Here is a 21216-nt window from a genome sequence, read left to right on the forward strand (position 1 = left end):
GTATACTGCCGGGATTCGCGTATTTCCAGAAGCCCTTTCCACGCCAGGACGGATGCAATGACCAGTTCGACAGAAACCCGGATCGACAATGGCAACGGCCACTTCATCAGCGCCACCTGGTTCCGCCCGAAAGGCGAGGTGCAGGCCGCGGTGCTCATAGTACCCGCCATGGGCGTGCCACAGCGCTATTACGCGCCCTTCGCCACCTGGCTTGCCGAACGCGGCTATCTGGTTGCCACGTTCGACTACGTCGGAATGGGACAGTCGCGCAATGGCCACCTGCGCAATCTGGATGTGGACATCCTCGACTGGGCCCGCCACGACTGCAGCACCATGCTCTCGCTAGTGGCAAACGCCGCCGGCGACAAGCCGCTGTACTGGATCGGCCACAGCCTGGGCGGGCAGATCCTGCCCTTCGTCGAAGGCACCGAGCGCATCAGCAAGGCACTGACCATCGCCACCGGCAGCGGCTACTGGCGTGAGAACACCGCCGAACTCCGTAGCCGTGCCTGGCTACTGTGGTTCCTGATAGCACCGCTGGTGACGCCCCTGGCCGGCTACTTCCCCGGCAAGCGACTGGGCATGGTGGGCGACCTGCCCAAGGGCGTGATCAATCAGTGGCGCCGCTGGTGCCTGGATCCGGAGTACGCCGTGGGCGCTGAAGGCGAGAACGTGCGCGCGGCCTACTCTGCGGTGTGCACGCCCATCACCTCCATTTCCTTTACCGATGACGAGATGATGTCCGGGCGCAATACCGAGTCACTGCACAGTTTCTATCGCCAGGCCGAGAAGCGCTTCAAGCGTATTGCCCCGGCGGATGTGGGCGTAAAGAACATTGGCCACTTCGGCTTCTTCAAACCGCAGTTTGAACAGTCCCTGTGGAATGATGTGCTGCTCCCTGAGCTGGCCTGATGCCCACCGACCAGGGCCGCTATTGCCACCCTTTCACGCCCGTCATGTCGGGTAGGTGGTGCGCGATCCCCTTGTGGCAGTCGATGCAGGTCGCTTCGCCAGAAGCCAGCGCGGTGGAGTGCATCTGCCGCGCACGCTGCCCTTGGCGGGTGAAGTCCATGTAGTCGAAGTTGTGGCAATTGCGACATTCCAGCGAGTCGTTGGCCTTGAGCCTCGCCCATTCGTGCTCGGCGAGTTCCCGCCTCAAGGCCAGGAACTTGTCGCGGGTATCGATGGTGCCGAAGACCTTGCCCCAGACTTCCTTCGAGGCCTGCATCTTGCGCGCGATCTTGTCAGTCCACTTGTGCGGCACATGACAGTCCGGGCAGGTCGCGCGCGCACCGGAGCGATTGGTGTAGTGGATCGTGTCCTTGAGTTCCGCATAGACATTGTCCCGCATCTCGTGGCAAGAGATGCAGAATGTCTCGGTATTGGTCGCCTCCAGCGCCGTGTTGAAGCCGCCCCAGAAGATGATCCCGGCGATGAATCCGGACAGGGTCAGGAAGCCCAGGCTGTAGTGCACGCTGGGTCGGCGCAGGATGCTCCAGTACCCGAGGAACCAGGCGAAAAGTGCTTTCATGGTGGCTCCTCAGGGCTTCTTCCCGGTGCTCTCTGCCTGTCGCTGGAGCAACTGGTCGATATTCTCGTAGGTGTTGCCGACCAGGGGCTGCACGTCCTTCTGCACCACGTGGCACTGGGTGCAGAAGTAGCGTCTGGGTGCCACCGCGGCCAGTGCCTGGCCGTCCCGGTCCATGTAATGGGTGATGCTGATCATCGGCGCCTGCGTCTTGGCGCTTGCAGCCCGGCTGTGGCAGGTCAGGCACTTGTTGCTGTTGATGTCGATCAGGTAGCCCCGGATGCTGTGGGGGATGGTGGGCGGCTGTTCGGGATAGTTGCGTTCGCGTCGCAAGTCCTTGTTCTCGTCATTGGCCAGCGGTGGCGCCGGCTGCGACTCGGCCAGGCTGCCACCGGGGCGGCGGCCGTCGGGTGCGGGAGCGTCCAGAGGATAACCAGGGTCGGCGGCCAATGCCGTCACGCTGCACAGCAGGGCGAGGAGCGCGAGGGTGATCCGTTTCATGTCTGCGTCCTCACGCCAGGCTGACCAGTTCTATGCGGACCGCGCACTTCTTGAAGTCGGTCTGCTTGGAGATGGGGTCAGTGGCATCCAGGGTGACCTTGTTGATCAGCTTGTTGGCATCGAAGAAGGGTACGAACACCAACCCTTGCGGTGGCTTGTTGCGCCCACGCGTTTCCACCCGCGCACGGATCTCGCCGCGTCGGCTGACGACCTTCACCTCACTGCCACGGCGCAGCTTCAGCTCCCGTGCGTCATCGGGATGCATGTAGACCAGCGCATCGGGAACCGCCTTGTAGAGTTCGGGAACGCGCGCCGTCATGGTGCCGGTGTGCCAGTGTTCCAGCACCCGCCCGGTGCTCAGCCAGAAGGGAAATTCCTGGTCCGGCATCTCGGCTGGCGGCTCGTAGGGCAGCGCGAAGATGATCGCCTTCTTGTCCGGATAGCCGTAGAACTGCACGCCGCTGCCCTTGGTGACATAGGGATCGTGCCCCTCCCGGTAACGCCAGCGGGTTTCCTTGCCATCCACCACCGGCCAGCGCAGCCCACGCGCCTCGTGATACGCGTCGAAGGGAGCCAGGTCGTGCCCGTGGCCGCGACCGAAACTGGCGTACTCCTCGAACAGGCCCTTCTGGAGGTAGAAACCGAACGCCTTGGCTTCGTCATTGGCGTAGCCCTGGGCGACCTCCTCTGAGCCATAGGCATCGACTTGGCCATTCTTGAAGAGCACCTCGAAAAGCGTCTTGCCCTTGAGTCCGGGCGCCGTGGCCAGCAACTCTTCTGGCCAGACCTCGTCGGTGGTGAAGCGCTTGGAGAATTCCACCAGTTGCCAGAGATCGGACCTGGCCTGACCCGGCGCACTGACCAGTTGATGCCAGAACTGCGTACGGCGTTCAGCATTGCCATAGGCTCCCTCTTTCTCCACCCACATGGCGCTGGGCAGGATCAGATCCGCGGCCTGGGCCGACGTGGTCGGATAGACATCGGAAACGATCACGAAGTTATCCGGGTTGCGCCATCCAGGCAGGGTTTCCTGCATCAGGTTCGGGCCCGCCTGGATGTTGTTGCTGACCTGCTGCCAGTAGACGTTGAGCACACCATCCTTGAGCATCCGACTCTGCTCGACAGCGTGGAAACCTGGCTTTTCCTGGATCGTGCCGGGTGGAACCTTCCAGATTTTCTCGGCGGTTTCCCGATGCTTCGGATTGGCCACCAACAGGTCGGCGGGAAGGCGATGAGAGAAGGTACCGACTTCCCGGGCAGTGCCGCAGGCGGAGGGCTGGCCGGTGAGAGAGAACGGGCTGTTGCCCTCTTCACTGATCTTCCCGGTGAGAAGGTGAATGTTGTAGATCAGGTTGTTTGCCCAGACCCCACGCGTGTGCTGGTTGAAACCCATGGTCCAGAACGACACCACCTTGCGCTTCGGATCGGCATACATCTCGGCCAGGGCTTTCAGGTGCGTAGCGGAAACCCCGGACTCCTTGGCCGCACGTTCGAGGGTGTAGGGTTTGACGTAGGCGGCGAACTCATCGAAACCGATGTCCGACCAGGTGTTGGCCTTGGCGGCATTCTTCGCCTTTTGTTCCAGCGGGTCAGTGGGCCGTAGTCCGTAGCCGATGTCCTCGGCGCCGTGGGCGAACCTGACGTGTTTGTCGATGAAGTCCTGATTGACCGCGCCGCTCTGGATGATGTGGTTGGCGATGTAGTTAAGGATGAACAGGTCGCTCTGCGGCTTGAACACCATGGGGATGTCCGCGAGATCGAAGCTGCGGTGCTGGAAGGTGGACAGCACCGCGACCTTGACCTGGGGCGCACTGAGCCGGCGATCGGTGACCCGCGACCAGAGCACCGGATGCATCTCGGCCATGTTCGAACCCCAGAGCACGAAGGTGTCCGTGGCCTCGATATCGTCATAGCAACCCATTGGCTCATCCATGCCGAACGTGCGCATGAAACCCATCACGGCGGAAGCCATGCAATGGCGGGCGTTGGGGTCGATGTTGTTGGAGCGGAATCCGGCCTTGAACAACTTGTTCGCGGCATACCCTTCCCAGATCGTCCACTGACCGGAGCCGAACATGCCGATGGAGCCTGGCCCCTTGGCCTTTAGGGAGGCCTTGAACTTCTCCGCCATGATGTCGAACGCCTGGTCCCAGCTAATGGGCTGGAACTCTCCCTGCTTGTCGAACTTGCCGTCCTTCATGCGCAGCAGCGGTTCGGTCAGGCGATCACTGCCGTACATGATCTTCGACAGGAAATAGCCCTTCACGCAGTTGATGCCACGGTTCACCTCGGCCTTGATATCGCCGTGGGTCGCGACGACCTTGCCATCGCGGGTGGCAACCATTACCCCGCACCCGGTGCCGCAGAACCGGCAGGGTGCCTTGTTCCATTCCAGGCGGGTCATGTCCGATTCGGTGATGAGGTTGCTGGCGGTGCTGAAGATCGGCAGGCCGACGGCCGCAGCCGCGATGGCAGCGGCATTGGCCTTGGCGAATTCACGGCGAGTGAGTTTCATCAGGCATCTCCGGTGTGATTCCCGTCCACGGTCAGTTCGGTGAGCTCCGGATCGTCGAGGATTTCGTGATAGACCAGCGCGGCGTTGAGCACGCCCGGCAGGTTCTGGATGCTGTCGAGGGTCGCAAGAATCCTGCTTTCATCCCGTGCTTCGAGCACAACCACCAGCTTGCCTTCGGGGCTCTCCTGGTGGAGCTCGAGGTCCGGTATCCGGCGCAGGTTGTCTTTCACCGCGGCAAGCAGGCGGGGATGGAGATGTACGATCAGACTGGCGATGTGCAGAGATTCCGGCATCGTCCTTGGCCTCATGGGTTCGATCTGACTATGGGCGAGGAGCGCGCGGGCGCGTTACACAGGCGGGCCCGGCGGCCCGGCGATCATCTGGTACATCCAGACGATGAAGCCGTAGCCACCGACGATCATCACGGAAAGGATGGGAAACAGGCAGGCCACTAGGAACAGGAATAGCCGGGTTTCCTTGCGCTTGCTCGTGTCACCCCTGCTATCGGCAGTCATGGCAGCAGATCTCCGTCAGCAACAGGAGTTAGCCTAGATCATGCAGACGGAAGTGCAGCGAAGAGTAAGCGGAACCGAGTGCGACGAAAGCACGCGGCGAATCGACATGAAGGAATCGAGACGCCGCGATCAGAACGCTTTGGCAGCGATCAGCGTCACTGCCAGAAGCGCTGCTGGCTCAACCGTTCCCACCAACTCAGCAGCACGCGATCGACCGCCATGCTGGCGGCAAGCCCGACGCGCTCCTGCAAGCTCTTGCGAGCGGCGAAATGCAGATGGAACAGCTCCGCTTCCTTGGCACGCGCGGCGAGGTACTCGTCGCTGGTACTCAGCTCATCCACCAGTTGCTTGTCCCGCGCTGCCATGCCCAGCCAGACCTCACCCGTGGCGATTTCGGCCATATCCAGCTGAGGGCGATAGCGCCCGACGAAGCCCTTGAACAGCTCGTGGGTGGCTTCCAGGTCTTCCTGGAACTTCTGCCGGCCCTTGTCGGTGTTCTCGCCGAACACGGTGAGGGTGCGCTTGTACTCGCCGGCGGTGAGCACCTCGAAATCGATGTCGTGCTTCTTCAGCAGGCGATGCACGTTGGGCAACTGCGCGACGACGCCGATGGAGCCGATGATGGAGAACGGCGCAGCGAGGATCTTGTCGCCGATGCACGCCATCATGTAGCCGCCGCTGGCCGCCACTTTGTCCACGCAGACGGTCAGCGGCACGCCTGCATCACGAATGCGCGCCAGCTGCGAAGACGCCAGGCCGTAGCTGTGCACCATGCCGCCACCACTTTCCAGGCGCACCACCACTTCGTCCTTGTCCGTGGCCATGGACAGCAGCGCGGTCACTTCATGGCGCAGGTGATCGGTGGCCGACGCCTTGATGTCGCCATCGAAATCCAGCACGAACACCCGAGGCTTGTGCTTGCCAGCTTTCTTCGACTGCTTCGCTGCCTTGGCCTCGGCCTTTTGCGCAGCCTTCAGCTGCGCCTTATCCAGCACCGAATGTTCCAGGCGCTCGCGCAGGCCCTTGTAGAAATCGTTGAGCTTGCGTACATCCAGATGACCGCTGGCAACGCGGCGATTGCGGCCACGCAGTGCAGCAATGGCTGCCAGCACCACCAGGATGGCCACCAGCACGGTAACGGTCCTGGCCAGAAAGCCTGCGTAATCGGCAAAGAACTCCACTTGTATCCCCCTTGTAATCCCTCCTGGCGCCAGCCTTTCGGCGGCGCGACGACCAGCAAGCATAACGGCGCCACCCCCGGCTCGCCAGCGACTGGAAACGTCTTCATAAACAGTGGGAATGCATTCAAACAAGCGTATGTTTTTTCGTTGACAGGCCCCGGGCTTCCCCATATCTTCGCGGAACTTTCAACCTCACGGGACGCCAGTACGTGGGCAGTATCTACCTGATTCGACATGGCCAGGCTTCCTTCGGTGCCGATGACTACGATGTGCTCTCGCCCATCGGTATCCGCCAGGCCGAAGTGCTGGGCGCCCACCTTGCCCAACTAGGCCTGCGCCTTGATCGTTGCTACAGCGGCGATCTGCGACGCCAGCAACACACCGCCCAGGCCGCACTGGCGCAGTTCGACGCTGTCGGCCTCGGCGCTCCTGCGATCCAGATCGATCCGGCCTTCAACGAATTCGACGCAGACGCAATGATCCGCGCCCTGCTCCCCGACCTGCTCACCGAAGAACCCGAAGCCCTGCACGTGCTACGCAATGGCGCGCAGAATCGCGCCGAGTTCCAGCGCCTGTTTTCCAAGCTGGTGCTGCGCTGGGTCTCTGGTGAACACGACGTGCCCGACCTGCAAAGCTGGAAGGACTTCGTCGAGCAGGTTCGCGGCGGCCTGGAGCGCATCCTGGCCGAAGCGGACAACAAGCAGAACATCGCCGTGTTCACCTCCGGCGGCACCATCACCGCCCTACTCCACCTGGTGACCGGCATCCCGGCCGAGAACGCCTTCGGCCTCAACTGGCAGATCGTCAACACCTCGCTCAATCGCCTGAAGTTCCGCGGCAGCGAGGTGACCCTGGCTTCCTTCAACAGTCATGTGCATCTGGAACTGTTGAAGGCGCCGGAGCTCATCACCTATCGCTGAGCCCGGCCTACTGCGGCCGGATAGGCCGCTGAAAAAACCCTAGAAAAAGGAAAACACCATGACCAACGTTGCTGACATCGTCAAAACCATGCAGTCCAAGTTCAACGCCGGTGCCGCCGCTGGCCTGGACCTGGTGTTCCAGTTCAACATCGAAGACGGCGACAACCACTACCTGGCAGTCAAAGACGGTACCTGCGACGTGCAGCAGGGCGACGCCGCCAACCCGAACGTCACCCTGATCATGGACAGCGCCACCCTGGTTGGCATCATGACCGGCGAAACCGACGGCATGCAGGCTTTCATGGCCGGCAAGCTGCGCGCCGAAGGCGACATGATGCTGGCTATGAAGCTTGGCGAACTGTTCCCGGTCTAAGCTTTACGCTGAGATCCAGAACGAAGAACCGGAGTCCCAGGGCTCCGGTTTTTTTTCGCCCAATGCATGCACTGTGGGCGAATCAGGCAGCCTGATTGTGCTGCAACACCTTTGTCTATAACGGCTCGTTCGGCTTGTGACGCCCCCAAGGCGGCATTAGATTAGCGAATAATCTCGGGCCCCCATCATAAACAGAAGGGATAAGCATGACGCTTACTGATCAGTCCACCCGCATCCGCGAAGGCGAAGAGCTCGACGCCGCCGTTATCGACCAGTACCTCAAGGCCAACATTCCCGGCCTGGACGGAACGCCGCGCATCAGCCAGTTCCCGGGCGGCGCCTCCAACCTGACGTACCTGCTGGAATACCCCAACCGGGAATTCGTGCTGCGCCGTCCGCCCTTTGGCCACAAAGCCAAGTCCGCCCACGACATGGGTCGCGAGTTCCGCATCCTCAACCAGCTCAACGCCGGCTTCCCCTACTGCCCGAAAGCCCACGTGCACTGCACTGACGAGTCGGTGATCGGCGCCGAGTTCTACGTGATGGATCGGGTGAAGGGCGTGATCCTGCGGGCTGACCTGCCGGCCGACCTGAAGCTTGAAGAAAGCCAGGCCCGCGAACTGTGCCTGAGCTTCATCGACAAGCTGGTTGAGCTTCACAACGTCGACTACAACGCCTGCGGCCTGGGCGACCTGGGCAAGCCGGAAGGCTACGTGCAACGCCAGATCGCCGGTTGGAGCGACCGCTATGAGAAAGCCCTGACTCCGGACGCACCGACCTGGGAGCCGGTCAAGGCCTGGCTCAAGGACAAGATGCCCGCCGACCACCACAAGCCGGCCATCGTCCACAACGACTACCGCTTCGACAACGTGATCCTCGACCCGGCCAACCCGATGAAGATCATCGGCGTGCTGGACTGGGAGCTCACCACCATCGGCGATCCGCTGATGGACCTGGGCAACACCCTCGCCTACTGGATCGAGGCAAAGGACCCGGCCCCGGTGCAACTGATGCGCCGCCAGCCGAGCCATCTGCCGGGCATGCTCACCCGCCAGGAGTTCGCCGACTATTACGCCGAACGCGCCGGCCTGCCGCCCATCACCAACCTCGACTTCTACTACACCTACGGCCTGTTCCGCCTGGCTGGCATCGTGCAGCAGATCTACTACCGCTATTTCCACGGACAGACCCAGGACAAGCGCTTCGCCCAGTTCATCCACATGAACAAGCTGCTGGAGCAGATGAGCCTGCAAGTCATCAAGCAATCACGGCTGTAAACCGGCTTACAACAAGGGGAATCCCATGTCCAAGACTAACCTGTTCGACCTCGACGGCAAGATCGCCTTCGTTTCCGGCGCCAGCCGCGGTATCGGTGAATCCATCGCCAAGCTGCTGGCCCAGCAAGGCGCCCACGTGATCGTCTCCAGCCGCAAGATCGAGGGCTGCCAGGCCGTTGCCGATGCCATCATCGCCGAGGGTGGCAAGGCCACCGCCATCGCCTGCCATATCGGTGAAATGGAGCAGATCCAGAGCGTCTTCGCCGAGATCCGCGAGAAGTTCGGCCGCCTCGACATCCTGGTCAACAACGCCGCCACCAACCCGCAGTTCTGCAACGTGCTGGACACCGACCTCTCGGCCTTCCAGAAAACCGTGGACGTCAACATCCGTGGCTACTACTTCATGTCCATCGAAGGCGGCAAGCTGATGAAGCAGAACGGTGGTGGCAGCATCATCAACGTCGCGTCCATCAACGGTGTTTCCCCGGGCGAGTTCCAGGGCATCTATTCCGTGACCAAGGCCGCCGTGATCAGCATGACCAAGGTGTTCGCCAAGGAATGCGCCCAGTTCGGCATCCGCTGCAACGCCCTGCTCCCGGGCCTGACCGACACCAAGTTCGCCTCGGCCCTGGTGAAGAACGATGCCATCCGCGAAGTCGCCCTGCAGCGCATCCCGCTGAAGCGCGTGGCTGACCCGAGCGAAATGGCCGGTGCCGTGCTGTATCTGGCCAGTGCTGCCTCCAGCTACACCACCGGCGTTGCCCTCAACGTCGACGGCGGCTTCCTCTCCTGAGGATCACGCCCATGAAAAAAGGGAGCCTGATGGCTCCCTTTTTTCATGCCTGCAATTTCGTGGAACCGAACATACGAACGACTGCGCTTCTTCTGGCCCCGGACACCGATAGAGCCTGCTCTCCCGGTTCACCATTCGAGGCCCCGCATGGCGCCGCTGGTGGATGAAAAAAGCGCCATCCACCCTACAGGGCTAGCGCATGATCTCTGCACCTGGCTCATGACCGAACGTGTAGGAGCGAGCTTGCTCGCGAACAGAGCCGTAGGGTGGACCACGCTTCACCGGTCCACCATTCGTGGCCCGGCATAGCGCCGCTGGTGGATGAAAAAGCGCCATCCACCCTACAGGGCTATGGCGTTGTCCTGGAATCAGCGCCAGTCCTTCAACGCTTCCTTGGCCACCGGGTTCAGCGGCTGGGCCAGCAGGCCGGTGGGTGACAGGCTCACCGAATAGACCGCGCCATCAGCCATGGGCAGATAGGTCACCCGCTGCGCCTCGGGCACGAAGAGGAAGAAGTCACGCTGGGCCATACGTAGCCAGCGCCAAAAGTCGACGCCGTAGAGGCTGCTCGCCAGCTGCGCGCGCGGATGCTGGGCCAGGTTCTGCTGTTCGATGGCCAGGAAGCGGCCCGACAGACGCTCCAGGCGATAGCCCGGTTGCAGCCCCAGCAGGTTGCCCAGTCCTTTCCACTTGAACAGCCGCGCATCCAGTTGCCAGAGGTCGCCATCCAGCAGCACCTCGCGCTCGATGGCCCCTTCCAGCAGGGTGACCTCATAGCTCTGCGGCCCCAGGGACTTGAAGCTCAGGGTCACCAGCGGCTTGTCTTCGGGAAGCGCGTCGTAGCTCCACAGGTCCCGGGCGACCAGCGCTACCAGCAGCGCCAGGGCCAGGAAAGCGAGGCCGCAGGTGCCACGAAGCCAGCCGAGAAACCAGCTGCGATCGAAGAGGATGCGTCCGGCTACGACCGCGACCAACACTGCCAGCAGGGCGGCTGCCCAGGCCAGGCCGTCATACTGCATGGAGCCCATTCCTTATGCTTGAAAATGCCGGCATTATGCGCAACTCCCCCCGCCGCAGCCACAAGCCACGCGGCAGTTGTAGACACGGACCTCGTTTTCCATGCCAATCCCCTTCGAGCTGGCGGTCGATCCCGCCACCCTGGCGATTCTCGCCGCTGTTGCCTTCCTTGCCGGATTCATCGATGCCATCGCTGGCGGCGGCGGCCTGCTGACCATCCCTGCCCTGCTCACCGCCGGCCTGCCACCCCACCTGGTGCTGGGCACCAACAAGCTCTGCGCCACCTTCGGCTCAGCCACTGCCAGCTACACCTTCTACCGCCGCAAGTTGTTCGACCCGTCGAAATGGCGCAATGCGCTGATCGCAACCGCCATCGGCGCGGCCCTAGGCGCGGTGATCGCCCACTGGCTGCCCGCCGAATGGCTCAATCAGATGCTGCCGGTGGTGGTATTCGGATGTGGCCTCTACCTGCTGTTCGGCAAGACCCCGGATGTCCAGCACCATGAGGACGCGCCCATCGCCCGTCGTCGTCAATGGCCCCAAGGGCTTGGCCTCGGGTTCTACGACGGTGTCGCCGGCCCCGGCACGGGCGCCTTCTGGACGGTCAGCAGCCTGCTGCTCTATCCCCTGGACCTGGTGCGTGCCAGCGGCGTTGCCCGCAGCATGAACTTCGTCAGCAACGCCATGGCACTGGTGGTCTTCATCGCCGCTGGCCAGGTGGCCTGGGCACTGGGGATCAGCATGGGCATCGCACTCATGGCGGGCGCCTTCCTCGGCGCGCGCACCGCCATCCAGGGCGGTGCCAAGTTCATCCGCCCGGTGTTCATCATGGTGGTGTTGGCGCTGACCGCGCGCCTAGTGTGGCAGCACTGGTTCGGCTAAGCCGAGACGCCGCGCTACATAGAGGTCGATGAGGTAACGCGCGATGGAGCGCTGCGCCGGCAAGGGTGGCAGCGCATCCACGCGGAACCAGCGGGCATCTTCGATCTCGCCCGGCTGCGGCACGATGTCTCCGCTGCGGTACTCGGCATGGAAGCCCAGCATCAGCGAATGCGGGAACGGCCAGTTCTGGCTGGCGATGTACTGGATGTTGCCGATTTCCACGCCCACTTCTTCCCGCACCTCGCGGGCTACGCAGTCTTCCACCGACTCACCCGGCTCGACGAAGCCGGCCAGGGTGCTGTAGACGCCAGTGACGAAGCGCGGCGAGCGCGCCAGCAACAGCTCGTCGCCACGACTGACCAGCACGATCATGCTCGGCGACAGGCGTGGATAGTGGTGGACCTCGCAACTCGGGCAACGCATCGCACGCTCACCCGCAACCCGCTCCATGCGCTGCCCGCAGCTGCCGCAGAAACGGTGCTGGTCAGCCCAGGTGCCAATCTGGCTGGCGTAGCCGAGCATGCGGAAGATATCGGGATCGCCCTGCAGCATGACCTGGCGCAGCCCCTGCCAGTAACAACCGTCCACTGCAGCAGGATGGGCCAGCTCCAGCAGGTAGATCGGATCACCGTCGAAATGGCCGATGCCATGCTCGGCCAGCACCGGCAGCTCCTGGCGCTTCAACCACTCACGGGGAAAGAGCACCCCGTTGCTGTCGGAGAGGAACTGCTGACGGCAGTGGACCACGGCCCAGCCACCGGGTGTTGCGGCATCCAGCAGCCCCGACTGCCAGCGATCACCGGCCATCTCAGGCTGCCACCAGCAGGCCCAGGGCCCGCACGCTATTGGCCGCCAGGTCGAGCACATCAGTCTGGAATCCACGACGCATGCCGGCGCCGCCTTCGAGGTAGTACTCGAGGCTGGTCAGGGCATCGGCCAGGGTTTCCAGCATCTGCTCCGACGGCATCGCCGACGCCTCCAGCATCTGCTGCTGGATGTACTCGCCACAGGAGCCAACCAGGGCTGCTGCGCGTTCCTGGCCGAGGAACCAGAGCCCACCGCGAACGGCTTGCAGGCTCACCGGCACGTTGGCCAGGTGCGGTTTTTCGCCATTGGACTCCAGGTAGGCAGTGATGGCGCGCTTGGCCAGTGCCAGACCGGCCTGAGCTTCGTCGAGCACCACGATGCGCGCTTCGGCCAACTGGTGGTTGGCGAAGGATTCCGCCTCATGGCCCGCCTCGACCGGCTGGCGCACACCGCGACGCTCACCGCTGTCCAGGCCGGCCACCATGCCCTCTACGTAGAGCACGGCATCGGCCAGTTTCAACAATTCGTTGGCGTCCACCGGTGAGCCTGCGCTCCAGGCAGCGACCAGCGGCAACTGCACCTGTAGGGCATTGCCGGGAGAATTCAGCCCGACCATGACCAGGGTCTTGGCCAGCTTGCCCAGCAGGGCATGGAGATTCCCGAAGGACTCACTGGGCGCGGTACCGCGCTCGATGAGGTCGATCATGTCCTTGACGCTGTTCAGCTCTTCGAAGATGGCCGAGGACAGCGAGCGCATTACCGACTGACCGGGGCCGGACAGGCGCTGGTATTCCTGCTCCAGAAGCTGGTCAGTGAACGGCAGCGCGGTCATCCCGAAGACTTCGCGCAGCTCGCGGGAGCGCGGCCCCTGGCTGTCGGCCAGGGCCACGAGATAAAGGAGTTCCTTCTGCAGGCTGCGCGGCGCTTCATAGGCGGCATTGCTCAGCAGCAGCTTGAGTTCACGGTCCACGCGGGAGAACAGCTGCTTGCGCGACTTGCGAGCGAGTAATTGGCCGTCCAGCTGCGCCTCGATGGCTGCGGCACCAATCCAGCCCAGGCGTCCGCGGGGTTGATCGGCGTACAGGCGCTCAATGCCGCCCAGGGCGCGCTCCATTGTGCGCAGCGCACTCGGCACCTTCTGACCACGCAGGAATCCGAGCAGGCCCTGCTGGTAAGCCTGGCGGAAACGCCGTCCCAGCGCTTCGGCATCGACGCCTTCCGGCAGACCGGGCACCACTGTCTGGCGCGACTGATCCAGGCGCACGCTGAAGAAATAGCTCTCGGGCAGCGGTGGCTGGCCGCCAGCCTGGCGCAAGTCGTTGATGGCCGGCAGCAGCAGCTCGGGCATCTCCTGCCGATGCACGTCAAGGTTTTCCAGGTAGCGGCGCAGCACGTGCAGTGCATTGCTCAAGGCCGCCAGTTGGACATCGCGCTCCTCGCCGGCGCCGGCGGGAATGTCGGTGGACTGGTCGAGCAGCTCCTGCGCCAGCAGTTCGGCGCCGGTCAGCTCGATCAGATTGAGCGTGCCACGCACCTGGTGCATGGCCTCCACCGCCAGTTGCAGCAGGCTGCCGTTCTGGCGCTCGGCAATGAAGTGCTCGAGGCTCTGTTCCGCCTGCTCCATGGTGGCGAACAGTTCATCGCGCACGAGACCCAGCGAAGTGACTCCAGTGACCATGCCTCAGTGCGCCTCCCGCGCGAGTGTGCGGTACCGCATCAGTCAGCGAACTCTGGCTTCTGCTTGCTCATGTGGGCCGTCATCGCCACGCGCAGATCGGCCGATTGCAGCATGGCTGCGTTCCAGGTGGCGATGTACTCGAGACCATCATCTACCCGATGGTCGCGCATGTAACGGATCATTTCCTTGGTGCCGCGCACTGCGATGGGCGACTTGGCGGCGATCTGATGAGCAATGCCGAACACGCCGTCGAGCAGCGCGTCCTGGTTCTCGAACGTACGGTTGACCAGACCCAGGCGCTGGGCCTCTTCACCGTCGATGGTGCGGCCGGTGTAGGCCAGCTCGCGCATCATGCCGTCGCCGATGATGCGTGGCAGGCGCTGCAGGGTGCCCACGTCGGCGGCCATGCCGATGTCGATTTCCTTGATGGAGAACTGCGCATCGCCCGTCGAATAACGCATGTCGCAGGCCGAAATCAGGTCGATGGCGCCGCCCAGGCAGTAACCCTGGATGGCCGCGATCACCGGCTTGCTGCAGTTGTCGACGGCGTTGAACGAAGCTTGCAGCTCGAGAATCTTGCGGCGTAGTGCGCGCGCATTGCGACCGGCATCCGGCCCCAACTGGGCGCCGACCGAGGCCAGCATCATCAGGTCGATGCCGGAGGAGAAATGCTTGCCCGCGCCGGAAAGCACCACCACCCGTACTTCGTCGTTGTCCTCGATCTCGCGGAAGATTTCGACGATTTCCGTCCAGAAATCCGCGTTCATCGCGTTGATCTTTTCCGGACGGTTGATCTGCACATGGGCGATCTTGTCTGCCAACTCTACACGGAAGGCTTTGTAATCAGGCACGGGTCTGTCCTCGGCGTGCGCCATTGAAATGGTGTCATTCAGGAAGCCCGGCAACTATAACAAGCACAAGGTAAAAGTCGATGCCGCCCACTGTGACGCAGGCCACGCCATGCAATTACCACTTCACTTGGAAAAGCCGGCTTAAGCGCTTGATCTACCTAGACTGGGCTGGCACCTTCCCAGCGCCTTCCAACCACCACACGTCCAGGGACAACCTCAATGTCCGCCTCACCTGCCGTGGCCATCGGCCGCAACTTTCTCGGCAACTCGCCGCAGTGGTACAAGCTGTCGATCATCGCATTCCTGGTGCTGAACCCGCTGGCGCTCTGGTCGCTGGGACCGGTGGTGGCGTCGTGGATGCTGGTGGGCGAGTTCATCTTCGCCTTGGCCATGGCGCTCAAGTGCTATCCGCTGCTGCCTGGCGGGCTGCTGGTGGTCGAAGCGCTGCTGCTTGACCTGGCGACACCGCAGGCTGTGTATGAGGAGCTGCAGCACAACTTCCCGGTCATCCTGCTGCTGATGTTCATGGTGGCCGGCATCTACTTCATGAAGGACCTGCTGCTCCTGCTGTTCTCCCGCCTGTTGCTCGGCGTGCGCAGCAAGACGCTGTTGGCGCTGATGTTCTGCCTGCTGGCGGCCTTCCTCTCGGCCTTCCTCGATGCACTGACAGTGACTGCCGTGATCATCAGCGTCTGCCTCGGTTTCTACGCCGTTTACCACCGCGTGGCCTCGGGTAATGGTGCGAACGAAGAATACAGTCCGGATTCCGACAACGAGATTGCCGGCTCCAGCCGGGAGGACCTGGACACCTTCCGCTCCTTTCTCCGCAGCCTGCTGATGCATGCCGCTGTAGGCACCGCACTGGGTGGCGTCTGCACGCTGGTGGGCGAGCCACAAAACCTGCTGATCGGCCACGAGGCCGGCTGGCATTTCAAAGACTTCTTCTTCAACGTCGCGCCGGTATCCATGCCGGTTCTGGCGGCCGGCCTGCTGACCTGCGTGCTGCTGGAGAAGCTGCGCTGGTTCGGCTATGGCGCGGAGCTGCCAGACAACGTGCGGCGGATTCTGGCGGAGTTCGCCCATGAAGAAGGCACTCGGCGCACCCAGAGCCAGCGCCTGGCCCTGATGGTCCAGGGCGCCGCCGCGCTGCTCCTGATTGTCTGCCTCGCGCTGCATGTGGCCGAGGTGGGCCTGATCGGCCTGCTGGTCATCGTGCTGATCACCAGCTTCAACGGCATCACCGACGAACACCAGATCGGCCGGGCCTTTCAGGACGCCCTGCCCTTCACTGCGCTGCTGGTGGCGTTCTTCGCGGTCGTGGCGGTGATCCAGCAGCAGCACCTGTTCACGCCGATCATCCATGCGGTACTGGCACTGCCGGTGGAACAGCAGCCGGGCATGCTGTTCATCGCCAACGGGCTGCTGTCGGCCATCAGCGATAACGTCTTCGTCGCCACCATCTACATCACGGAAGTGAAGAGCGCATTGCAGGCCGGGAACATGACCCGCGAGCACTTCGATACCCTGGCTGTGGCCATCAACACCGGCACCAACCTACCCAGCGTCGCCACACCCAACGGCCAGGCCGCATTTCTCTTCCTGCTCACATCTTCCATCGCACCGCTGGTGCGCCTGTCCTACGGGCGCATGGTGTGGATGGCCCTGCCCTACACCATCGTGATGGGCGTGCTCGGCTGGTGGGCCGTCAGCTACTGGCTCTGACGGCCGTCTCCGCCTGCACCCGGTTGCGCCACTGGCGCCAGGTGTAAAGCGGGATGCCGGCCATCAGTACGAGGAAGCCCCAGAAGATGGCCTGCTCGCCGGTGCCATACAGGGCCCAGATGGAATAGATGAAGCCGAGCACGCCGATGGCCACCAGGCGGCCTCGTTCGCGCTCGGAGAAATCACCCGGTTTCACCGCCAGTTGCTGCAGCAACGCGGCGGTGCAGAAGGCGTAGGGCACGACACCAGTCATGGTGCCGAGCAGGATGATGACGTTGAACACATCCACCAGGTCGCCCCGCCCATCGACCAGCACCAACGCCGTGACCAGCACGCCAGATACGAGCAGGCCATGGGCTGGCACGCCGTATTTGTTGGTCTGCGCCAGGGACTCCGGCAGCAGGCCGTCACGAGCGGTGGCCATGGGAATCTGCCCCTGCAGCAGCACCCAGCCGTTCAGCGCGCCAAGGCAAGCGATCACCGCGCCCGCCGCCACCAGGTGATAGCCCCACTCCCCCACCAGCACCCGCGCCGCGTCGGCAAAGGGGGCGGTGGAACGCATCAGCACTTCCGGCGGCAGCACACCTTGTACGGCGGTGATGGAGAGGATGTAGACCCCGGCCGCCACCAGGGTTCCGAATACCGTGGCACGGGGAATGGTGCGCTTGGGGTTGTCGACATCGTCCGCCGGCACGGTCGCCGACTCCAGTCCGATGAACGACCAGAGCGTCAGTGCCGCCGTGGTGGCGATGGCATTGGCGTATCCGCCAGCGCCTGGCGGTAGCTCACTGACCTCGGGAATGCGCAAGTATTCGGGATGGAAGGAGAACCAGCCGAGTATCCCCACCAGCAGCAGTGGGATGAGTTTGAGCGCGGTGAGGATGTTCTGCGCCAGGCCAAAAGCACCGATGCCGCGCAGGTTGATCAGGGTGCAGAGCCAGATCGCGCCGATGGCGGTACCCACCATCAGCACCGGATCGCGCAGCGCGGGGATAAACACCTGCAGATAACCCACCAGGGTCACGGCGATGGCCGCGTTACCAATCCAGGCCGCCTTCCAATACGTCCAGGCGCAAAGGTAGCCGGCAAAGCTGCCAAAGCCATCGCGAGTGTAGGCGTAGGGCCCACCAGCCGAGGGGTTGAGCCTGGCCAGGCGGGCAAAGGTCAGTGCCAGGATCACCGCGCCAGTACTGGAAATCAGCCAACCGAACAGGCTGAGACCACCGTAGGCGGCCAGGCTTGAGGGCAGCAGGAACACGCCCGAGCCGATCATGTTGCCCACCACCAATGCGGTACAGGTCCAGAACCCCATTCTGCCGCGAGGCTTCGCCCCTTCCCCAGTCGCCATCGCGTTCCCCCGCAAGCCGAATTATTCCCTGATGCAGTCCACTGTATAGCAGCGACCTGTAGGACTTTCCTGACAGTTAAGCCCATGCACGTCGATATCGAAGCCCGGGAAGCTCAGGTCGAAGGTGCGCGCGAACTCCAGGTAGTCGATGATCGCACGGGTTTCCAAAGTGAAGCGCTCGCCCGGCATGATCAGCGGAATGCCCGGCGGATAAGGCACCAGCATCACGGCCGCGATGCGCCCCTGCAGCTTGTCCAGGGGCACCGGCTCCACCTCGCCGCGCACCAGCTTGTCGTAGGCGTCAGCCGGCTTCATCGCCAGCTCCGGCAGCTTGGTGTACATGCGTCGCAGCGCCTTGGGCGTAGCGCTATTGCGGTAGCAGGCGTGGAGTGCGTCGCAGAGGTCGCGCAGCCCCATGCCGGCATAGCGCGCGCCATAGGCAGTGGCGATGGAAGGCAGAGCCTCGGCCAGGGGCTGGTTGGCGTCGTAGCCGCGTTTGAACTCCAGGAGCTCGGTAAGCAGCGTGCTCCACTTGCCCTTGGTGATGCCCATGGAGAACAGCACCAGGAAGGAATAGAGACCGGTCTTCTCGACCACCAGACCGCGCTCCCAGAGGAACTTGCTGACCACCGCCGCCGGAATGCCCTGCTCGCCCAGCTTGCCGTCCGCGGTGAGGCCGGGCGTCACCAGGGTGACCTTGATCGGGTCGAGTAGCACGTAGTCGTCCACCACGTCGCCGAAGCCGTGCCAGTCGGCGTCCGGGCTCAGCAGCCAGTCCTCCGTGACCACCGCGTCGGCCCCTTCCACCAGTGGCGGCTCCCAGATATCGAACCACCAGTCGTCCGCCGCCAGGTTCTGCCAGACATTGGCCAGGGCCCGGCGAAACCGCAGCGCCTCGTCGAAGGTCTCCTGAATGAGCGAACGCCCGGCTGGCCCTTCCATCATTGCCGAGGCCACGTCGAGGGAAGCGATGATGCCGTACTGGGGCGAGGTGGAGATGTGCATCATGAAGGCTTCGTTGAAGCGATGCCGGTCCAGCCGGCGCGTGCCGCCATCCTGCACGTGGATCATCGAGGCCTGGCTGAAGGCCGCCAGCAGCTTGTGGGTCGAATGGGTGGTGAACACCAGCGGCGAATGCTCCTCCCGTTGAGTGCACATGCCGTAGCGGCCGGCGTAGAACTCGTGGAAGGCGGCGTAGGCATACCAGGCTTCGTCGAAGTGCAGCACTTCCACCGAATCGCCCAGGGCCTGCTTGATCAGCTCGGCGTTGTAGCAGAGCCCGTCGTAGGTGGAGTTAGTCACCACGGCCAGCTTGACCTTCGGCTCGCGGCCCTTGGCCAGGGGGCTGGCGTCGATCTTCGCCTGGATCGATTCGCGGCTGAACTCGCTCAGGGGGATCGGTCCGATGATGCCCAGTTCATTGCGTTCCGGCGTCAGGTAGAGCGGGATGGCGCCAGTCATGATGATCGAGTGGACGATGGACTTGTGGCAGTTGCGGTCCACCAGCACCAGATCGTCGCGGCCGACCATGGAATGCCAGACGATCTTGTTCGCCGTCGACGTGCCATTGATGACGAAGAAGGTATGGTCGGCGCCGAAGTTCTGGGCAGCCCTGGCTTCGGCCTCGGCCAGCGGGCCGGTGTGATCCAGCAGAGAGCCCAGCTCCGGCACCGACACCGAGAGGTCCGAGCGCAGCGTGTTCTCGCCGAAGAACTGGTGGAAGGCCTGCCCCACCGGGCTTTTACGGTAGGCAACACCACCGCCGTGCCCCGGCGTGTGCCAGGAGTAGTTGGATTGCGCGGTGTGCTCCACCAGGGCGCGGAAGAACGGCGGCAGCAGCCCTTCCAGGTAATTGCGCGCGGCGCGGGCCACCTGACGGGCGAGGAAGGGCACAGTGTCTTCGTAGAGATAGAGCAGGCCGCGCAACTGGTTCAGGTCGGCCATGGCCTCGGCCGGCGCGTTTTCGATGGTCACCTGCTCGCCAAGGGCGAAGATCGGCAGCTGCGGTGCGCGAACCCGGGCGACGCGGATCAACTCCACCATGTCCTGCAACAGGCGCTGGTTCTCCCCGGCGCCCTCGGCAGCGACGAGGATGCAGGCGAGCCCGTGGTGCGTGGAGGCAACGATGCGGCCTTCGGCGGAGCTGGCGGTGGGAAGGATGGTGAAACCGTCCTGCTCCAGTTCGCGGGCTATGGCGCGAACCCGGTCGCCGGCAACGGTGTCAGCCTTGATATCGCGATGGACGATGAGGACGGGGAACTTGAGCTCTTTGTACATTGTTGCTCCCTGAGGGGCGGGCTCGGCCCACCTTTCTCCTCAGGGTAGAAGCTCACTCGCGGGGGCGGTACCCCCGCTGCCTCAGGCTGTACGTAAAGGTCGCAATCAGGAAGCCGGCGGCGTTTCCATCTGCACCCAGAGCGCAGGTGCCCCGGCGGATTTCTCGATGATCGCCAGGCGCGCGGCGTGGGCGGCCAGTTCTTCTTCACTGGCCCGGATGACCCGGCTCCGCGCGCGATCGGCCGGCAGGCGGCGAATCGGCGAAGCCTGCGCACGGCCACCGCTGCCATCACCACCGTCCCCGGCGAGGGAGAGGTTGGTCTGGCCGCCGGTCATCGCCAGGTAGACATCGGCGAGGATCTCGGCGTCAAGCAGTGCGCCGTGCAGTTCGCGGTTGGAGTTGTCGACGTCGTAGCGCTTGCACAGGGCGTCGAGGCTGTTGCGCTGCCCCGGATGGCGTTCGCGGGCCATCAGCAGGGTGTCGAGCACCGTGCAGTACTCGGTGACGTCGCTACGATCGCTCTGCCCCTGCAGCGCGAACTCGTTGTTGATGAAGCCGATGTCGAACGCCGCGTTGTGGATGATCAGCTCGGCGCCCTTGATGAACTCGAAGAACTCGTCGGCGATGTCCTTGAAGCGCGGCTTGCCCACCAGGAACTCGTTGGTGATGCCGTGCACCGCGATGGCGCCTTCATCCACCTCGCGGTCAGGTTGCAGGTAAACGTGGAAGTGCCGCCCGGTCAGGCGACGGCCTTCCATCTCGACGCAGCCGATCTCGATGACCCGGTGGCCATCGGTGACCGGCATGCCCGTTGTTTCGGTGTCCAGTACTACCTTCCGGTTAGTAGCGTTGTTGCAAACAGTCATTACATTTCCCCTGAAAACGCGCGCCGAATCTTAACACGCCGGGCGAAAACCATCGCAACGACCGGTGATCAGGCGTAAGGGATTTTCCAAAAAGAGATCATCAGCATTTCCAGTGACCCAAATGAATTGCCAAGACCTGCATTATCTGAAGTTGGCATAGAATA

20 protein-coding genes are annotated in these 21216 nt (G+C 63.2%); 7 read left to right on the top strand and 13 right to left on the bottom strand.

The features are described 5' to 3' along the window. The first annotated feature begins 57 nt into the window (after nt 1-57). Entirely contained in the window at nt 58-912 is an 855-nt protein-coding gene (locus E8F06_RS15405; RefSeq protein ID WP_280368732.1) for an alpha/beta fold hydrolase, read from the top strand. A gap of 19 nt (nt 913-931) precedes the next feature. Here E8F06_RS15405 and E8F06_RS15410 read toward each other — a convergent pair whose 3' ends face one another. The 6 genes from E8F06_RS15410 to sohB all read right to left on the bottom strand — a co-directional run bounded on the left by E8F06_RS15410 (nt 932) and on the right by sohB (nt 6240). After that, nucleotides 932-1531, bottom strand: a complete 600-nt coding sequence (locus tag E8F06_RS15410) for a cytochrome c3 family protein (protein ID WP_280368735.1) — start codon at nt 1529-1531, stop codon at nt 932-934. A 9-nt stretch (nt 1532-1540) separates the two neighbouring features. Then, nucleotides 1541-2029: a nitrate reductase cytochrome c-type subunit gene (locus E8F06_RS15415; RefSeq protein ID WP_280368737.1), complete on the bottom strand. Its 489-nt coding sequence runs from the start codon at nt 2027-2029 to the stop codon at nt 1541-1543. A 10-nt stretch (nt 2030-2039) separates the two neighbouring features. After that, nucleotides 2040-4544, bottom strand: coding sequence for a nitrate reductase catalytic subunit NapA (napA, locus tag E8F06_RS15420; protein WP_280368739.1), 2505 nt, complete (start codon nt 4542-4544; stop codon nt 2040-2042). Further along, the gene (locus E8F06_RS15425; protein WP_280368741.1) at nt 4544-4837 is read right to left on the bottom strand and encodes a chaperone NapD; all 294 of its coding nucleotides are present in this window, start codon (nt 4835-4837) and stop codon (nt 4544-4546) included. Before E8F06_RS15425 ends, napA begins: the two co-directional genes overlap by 1 nt. Nucleotides 4838-4891: 54 nt before the next feature. Then, nucleotides 4892-5059 (bottom strand): periplasmic nitrate reductase, NapE protein, encoded by a 168-nt coding sequence (gene napE / locus E8F06_RS15430; protein ID WP_280368743.1) that lies wholly within the window; start codon nt 5057-5059, stop codon nt 4892-4894. 155 nt (nt 5060-5214) lie between these two features. After that, the gene (gene sohB, locus E8F06_RS15435) at nt 5215-6240 is read right to left on the bottom strand and encodes a protease SohB (RefSeq protein ID WP_280368744.1); all 1026 of its coding nucleotides are present in this window, start codon (nt 6238-6240) and stop codon (nt 5215-5217) included. Between the two features lie 209 nt (nt 6241-6449). Here sohB and E8F06_RS15440 point away from each other — a divergent pair, with 209 nt between their 5' ends. The 4 genes from E8F06_RS15440 (at nt 6450) to E8F06_RS15455 (ending at nt 9603) form a co-directional block, all read left to right on the top strand. Next, entirely contained in the window at nt 6450-7160 is a 711-nt protein-coding gene (locus E8F06_RS15440) for a histidine phosphatase family protein (protein WP_280368747.1), read from the top strand. 58 nt (nt 7161-7218) lie between these two features. Then, complete coding sequence (locus tag E8F06_RS15445; RefSeq protein ID WP_280368748.1) at nt 7219-7533, top strand: SCP2 sterol-binding domain-containing protein; 315 nt, start codon at nt 7219-7221, stop codon at nt 7531-7533. A 206-nt stretch (nt 7534-7739) separates the two neighbouring features. After that, nucleotides 7740-8810: a phosphotransferase family protein gene (locus tag E8F06_RS15450; RefSeq protein ID WP_280368751.1), complete on the top strand. Its 1071-nt coding sequence runs from the start codon at nt 7740-7742 to the stop codon at nt 8808-8810. A 25-nt stretch (nt 8811-8835) separates the two neighbouring features. Beyond that, nucleotides 8836-9603, top strand: a complete 768-nt coding sequence (locus E8F06_RS15455; protein WP_280368754.1) for an SDR family oxidoreductase — start codon at nt 8836-8838, stop codon at nt 9601-9603. A gap of 368 nt (nt 9604-9971) precedes the next feature. Here E8F06_RS15455 and E8F06_RS15460 read toward each other — a convergent pair whose 3' ends face one another. After that, complete coding sequence (locus tag E8F06_RS15460; RefSeq protein ID WP_280368756.1) at nt 9972-10622, bottom strand: hypothetical protein; 651 nt, start codon at nt 10620-10622, stop codon at nt 9972-9974. A 106-nt stretch (nt 10623-10728) separates the two neighbouring features. On the opposite strand from E8F06_RS15460, the gene E8F06_RS15465 reads away from it, so the two are divergent. Beyond that, entirely contained in the window at nt 10729-11502 is a 774-nt protein-coding gene (locus E8F06_RS15465; protein WP_280368842.1) for a TSUP family transporter, read from the top strand. Here the strand turns inward: E8F06_RS15465 and nudC are convergent. From nudC to E8F06_RS15480, 3 genes are read right to left on the bottom strand one after another with little or no spacing between them, the layout of a single operon-like run. Continuing rightward, complete coding sequence (gene nudC / locus E8F06_RS15470) at nt 11476-12309, bottom strand: NAD(+) diphosphatase (protein ID WP_280368758.1); 834 nt, start codon at nt 12307-12309, stop codon at nt 11476-11478. The two genes, E8F06_RS15465 and nudC, sit on opposite strands and share 27 nt — an antisense overlap. 1 nt (nt 12310) lies before the next feature. Further along, nucleotides 12311-13987: a ferrous iron transporter B gene (locus tag E8F06_RS15475; protein WP_280368761.1), complete on the bottom strand. Its 1677-nt coding sequence runs from the start codon at nt 13985-13987 to the stop codon at nt 12311-12313. Between the two features lie 38 nt (nt 13988-14025). Next, nucleotides 14026-14838, bottom strand: a complete 813-nt coding sequence (locus tag E8F06_RS15480) for a crotonase/enoyl-CoA hydratase family protein (protein ID WP_280368764.1) — start codon at nt 14836-14838, stop codon at nt 14026-14028. Nucleotides 14839-15057: 219 nt separating this feature from the next. Between E8F06_RS15480 and nhaB the strand changes: the two genes are divergently transcribed. Next, on the top strand, nt 15058-16560 hold the full coding sequence (nhaB, locus tag E8F06_RS15485) for a sodium/proton antiporter NhaB (RefSeq protein ID WP_280368766.1): 1503 nt from the start codon (nt 15058-15060) through the stop codon (nt 16558-16560). On the opposite strand, the gene E8F06_RS15490 is transcribed toward nhaB, so the two are convergent. The 3 genes from E8F06_RS15490 to dnaQ form a co-directional block, all read right to left on the bottom strand. After that, nucleotides 16544-17908, bottom strand: coding sequence for an amino acid permease (locus tag E8F06_RS15490; protein WP_280368768.1), 1365 nt, complete (start codon nt 17906-17908; stop codon nt 16544-16546). The two genes, nhaB and E8F06_RS15490, sit on opposite strands and share 17 nt — an antisense overlap. Nucleotides 17909-17929: 21 nt before the next feature. Beyond that, the gene (locus tag E8F06_RS15495) at nt 17930-20185 is read right to left on the bottom strand and encodes an arginine/lysine/ornithine decarboxylase (protein ID WP_280368771.1); all 2256 of its coding nucleotides are present in this window, start codon (nt 20183-20185) and stop codon (nt 17930-17932) included. 105 nt (nt 20186-20290) lie between these two features. Continuing rightward, nucleotides 20291-21052: a DNA polymerase III subunit epsilon gene (gene dnaQ, locus E8F06_RS15500; RefSeq protein ID WP_280368773.1), complete on the bottom strand. Its 762-nt coding sequence runs from the start codon at nt 21050-21052 to the stop codon at nt 20291-20293. Between the last annotated feature and the right edge of the window lie 164 nt (nt 21053-21216).

It is taken from the genome of Pseudomonas sp. BN411 (assembly GCF_029871235.1).
Taxonomy (GTDB): domain Bacteria; phylum Pseudomonadota; class Gammaproteobacteria; order Pseudomonadales; family Pseudomonadaceae; genus Metapseudomonas.

Coding starts and splice junctions, on each gene's coding strand:
- napA (WP_280368739.1), bottom strand. CDS start 4,544: ATGAAACTCACTCGCCGTGAATTCGCCAAGGCCAATGCCGCTGCCATC.
- E8F06_RS15490 (WP_280368768.1), bottom strand. CDS start 17,908: ATGGCGACTGGGGAAGGGGCGAAGCCTCGCGGCAGAATGGGGTTCTGG.
- E8F06_RS15495 (WP_280368771.1), bottom strand. CDS start 20,185: ATGTACAAAGAGCTCAAGTTCCCCGTCCTCATCGTCCATCGCGATATC.
- E8F06_RS15450 (WP_280368751.1), top strand. CDS start 7,740: ATGACGCTTACTGATCAGTCCACCCGCATCCGCGAAGGCGAAGAGCTC.
- E8F06_RS15445 (WP_280368748.1), top strand. CDS start 7,219: ATGACCAACGTTGCTGACATCGTCAAAACCATGCAGTCCAAGTTCAAC.
- napE (WP_280368743.1), bottom strand. CDS start 5,059: ATGACTGCCGATAGCAGGGGTGACACGAGCAAGCGCAAGGAAACCCGG.
- E8F06_RS15410 (WP_280368735.1), bottom strand. CDS start 1,531: ATGAAAGCACTTTTCGCCTGGTTCCTCGGGTACTGGAGCATCCTGCGC.
- dnaQ (WP_280368773.1), bottom strand. CDS start 21,052: ATGACTGTTTGCAACAACGCTACTAACCGGAAGGTAGTACTGGACACC.
- E8F06_RS15405 (WP_280368732.1), top strand. CDS start 58: ATGACCAGTTCGACAGAAACCCGGATCGACAATGGCAACGGCCACTTC.
- E8F06_RS15460 (WP_280368756.1), bottom strand. CDS start 10,622: ATGCAGTATGACGGCCTGGCCTGGGCAGCCGCCCTGCTGGCAGTGTTG.
- nhaB (WP_280368766.1), top strand. CDS start 15,058: ATGTCCGCCTCACCTGCCGTGGCCATCGGCCGCAACTTTCTCGGCAAC.
- nudC (WP_280368758.1), bottom strand. CDS start 12,309: ATGGCCGGTGATCGCTGGCAGTCGGGGCTGCTGGATGCCGCAACACCC.
- E8F06_RS15455 (WP_280368754.1), top strand. CDS start 8,836: ATGTCCAAGACTAACCTGTTCGACCTCGACGGCAAGATCGCCTTCGTT.
- E8F06_RS15425 (WP_280368741.1), bottom strand. CDS start 4,837: ATGCCGGAATCTCTGCACATCGCCAGTCTGATCGTACATCTCCATCCC.
- E8F06_RS15475 (WP_280368761.1), bottom strand. CDS start 13,987: ATGGTCACTGGAGTCACTTCGCTGGGTCTCGTGCGCGATGAACTGTTC.
- E8F06_RS15415 (WP_280368737.1), bottom strand. CDS start 2,029: ATGAAACGGATCACCCTCGCGCTCCTCGCCCTGCTGTGCAGCGTGACG.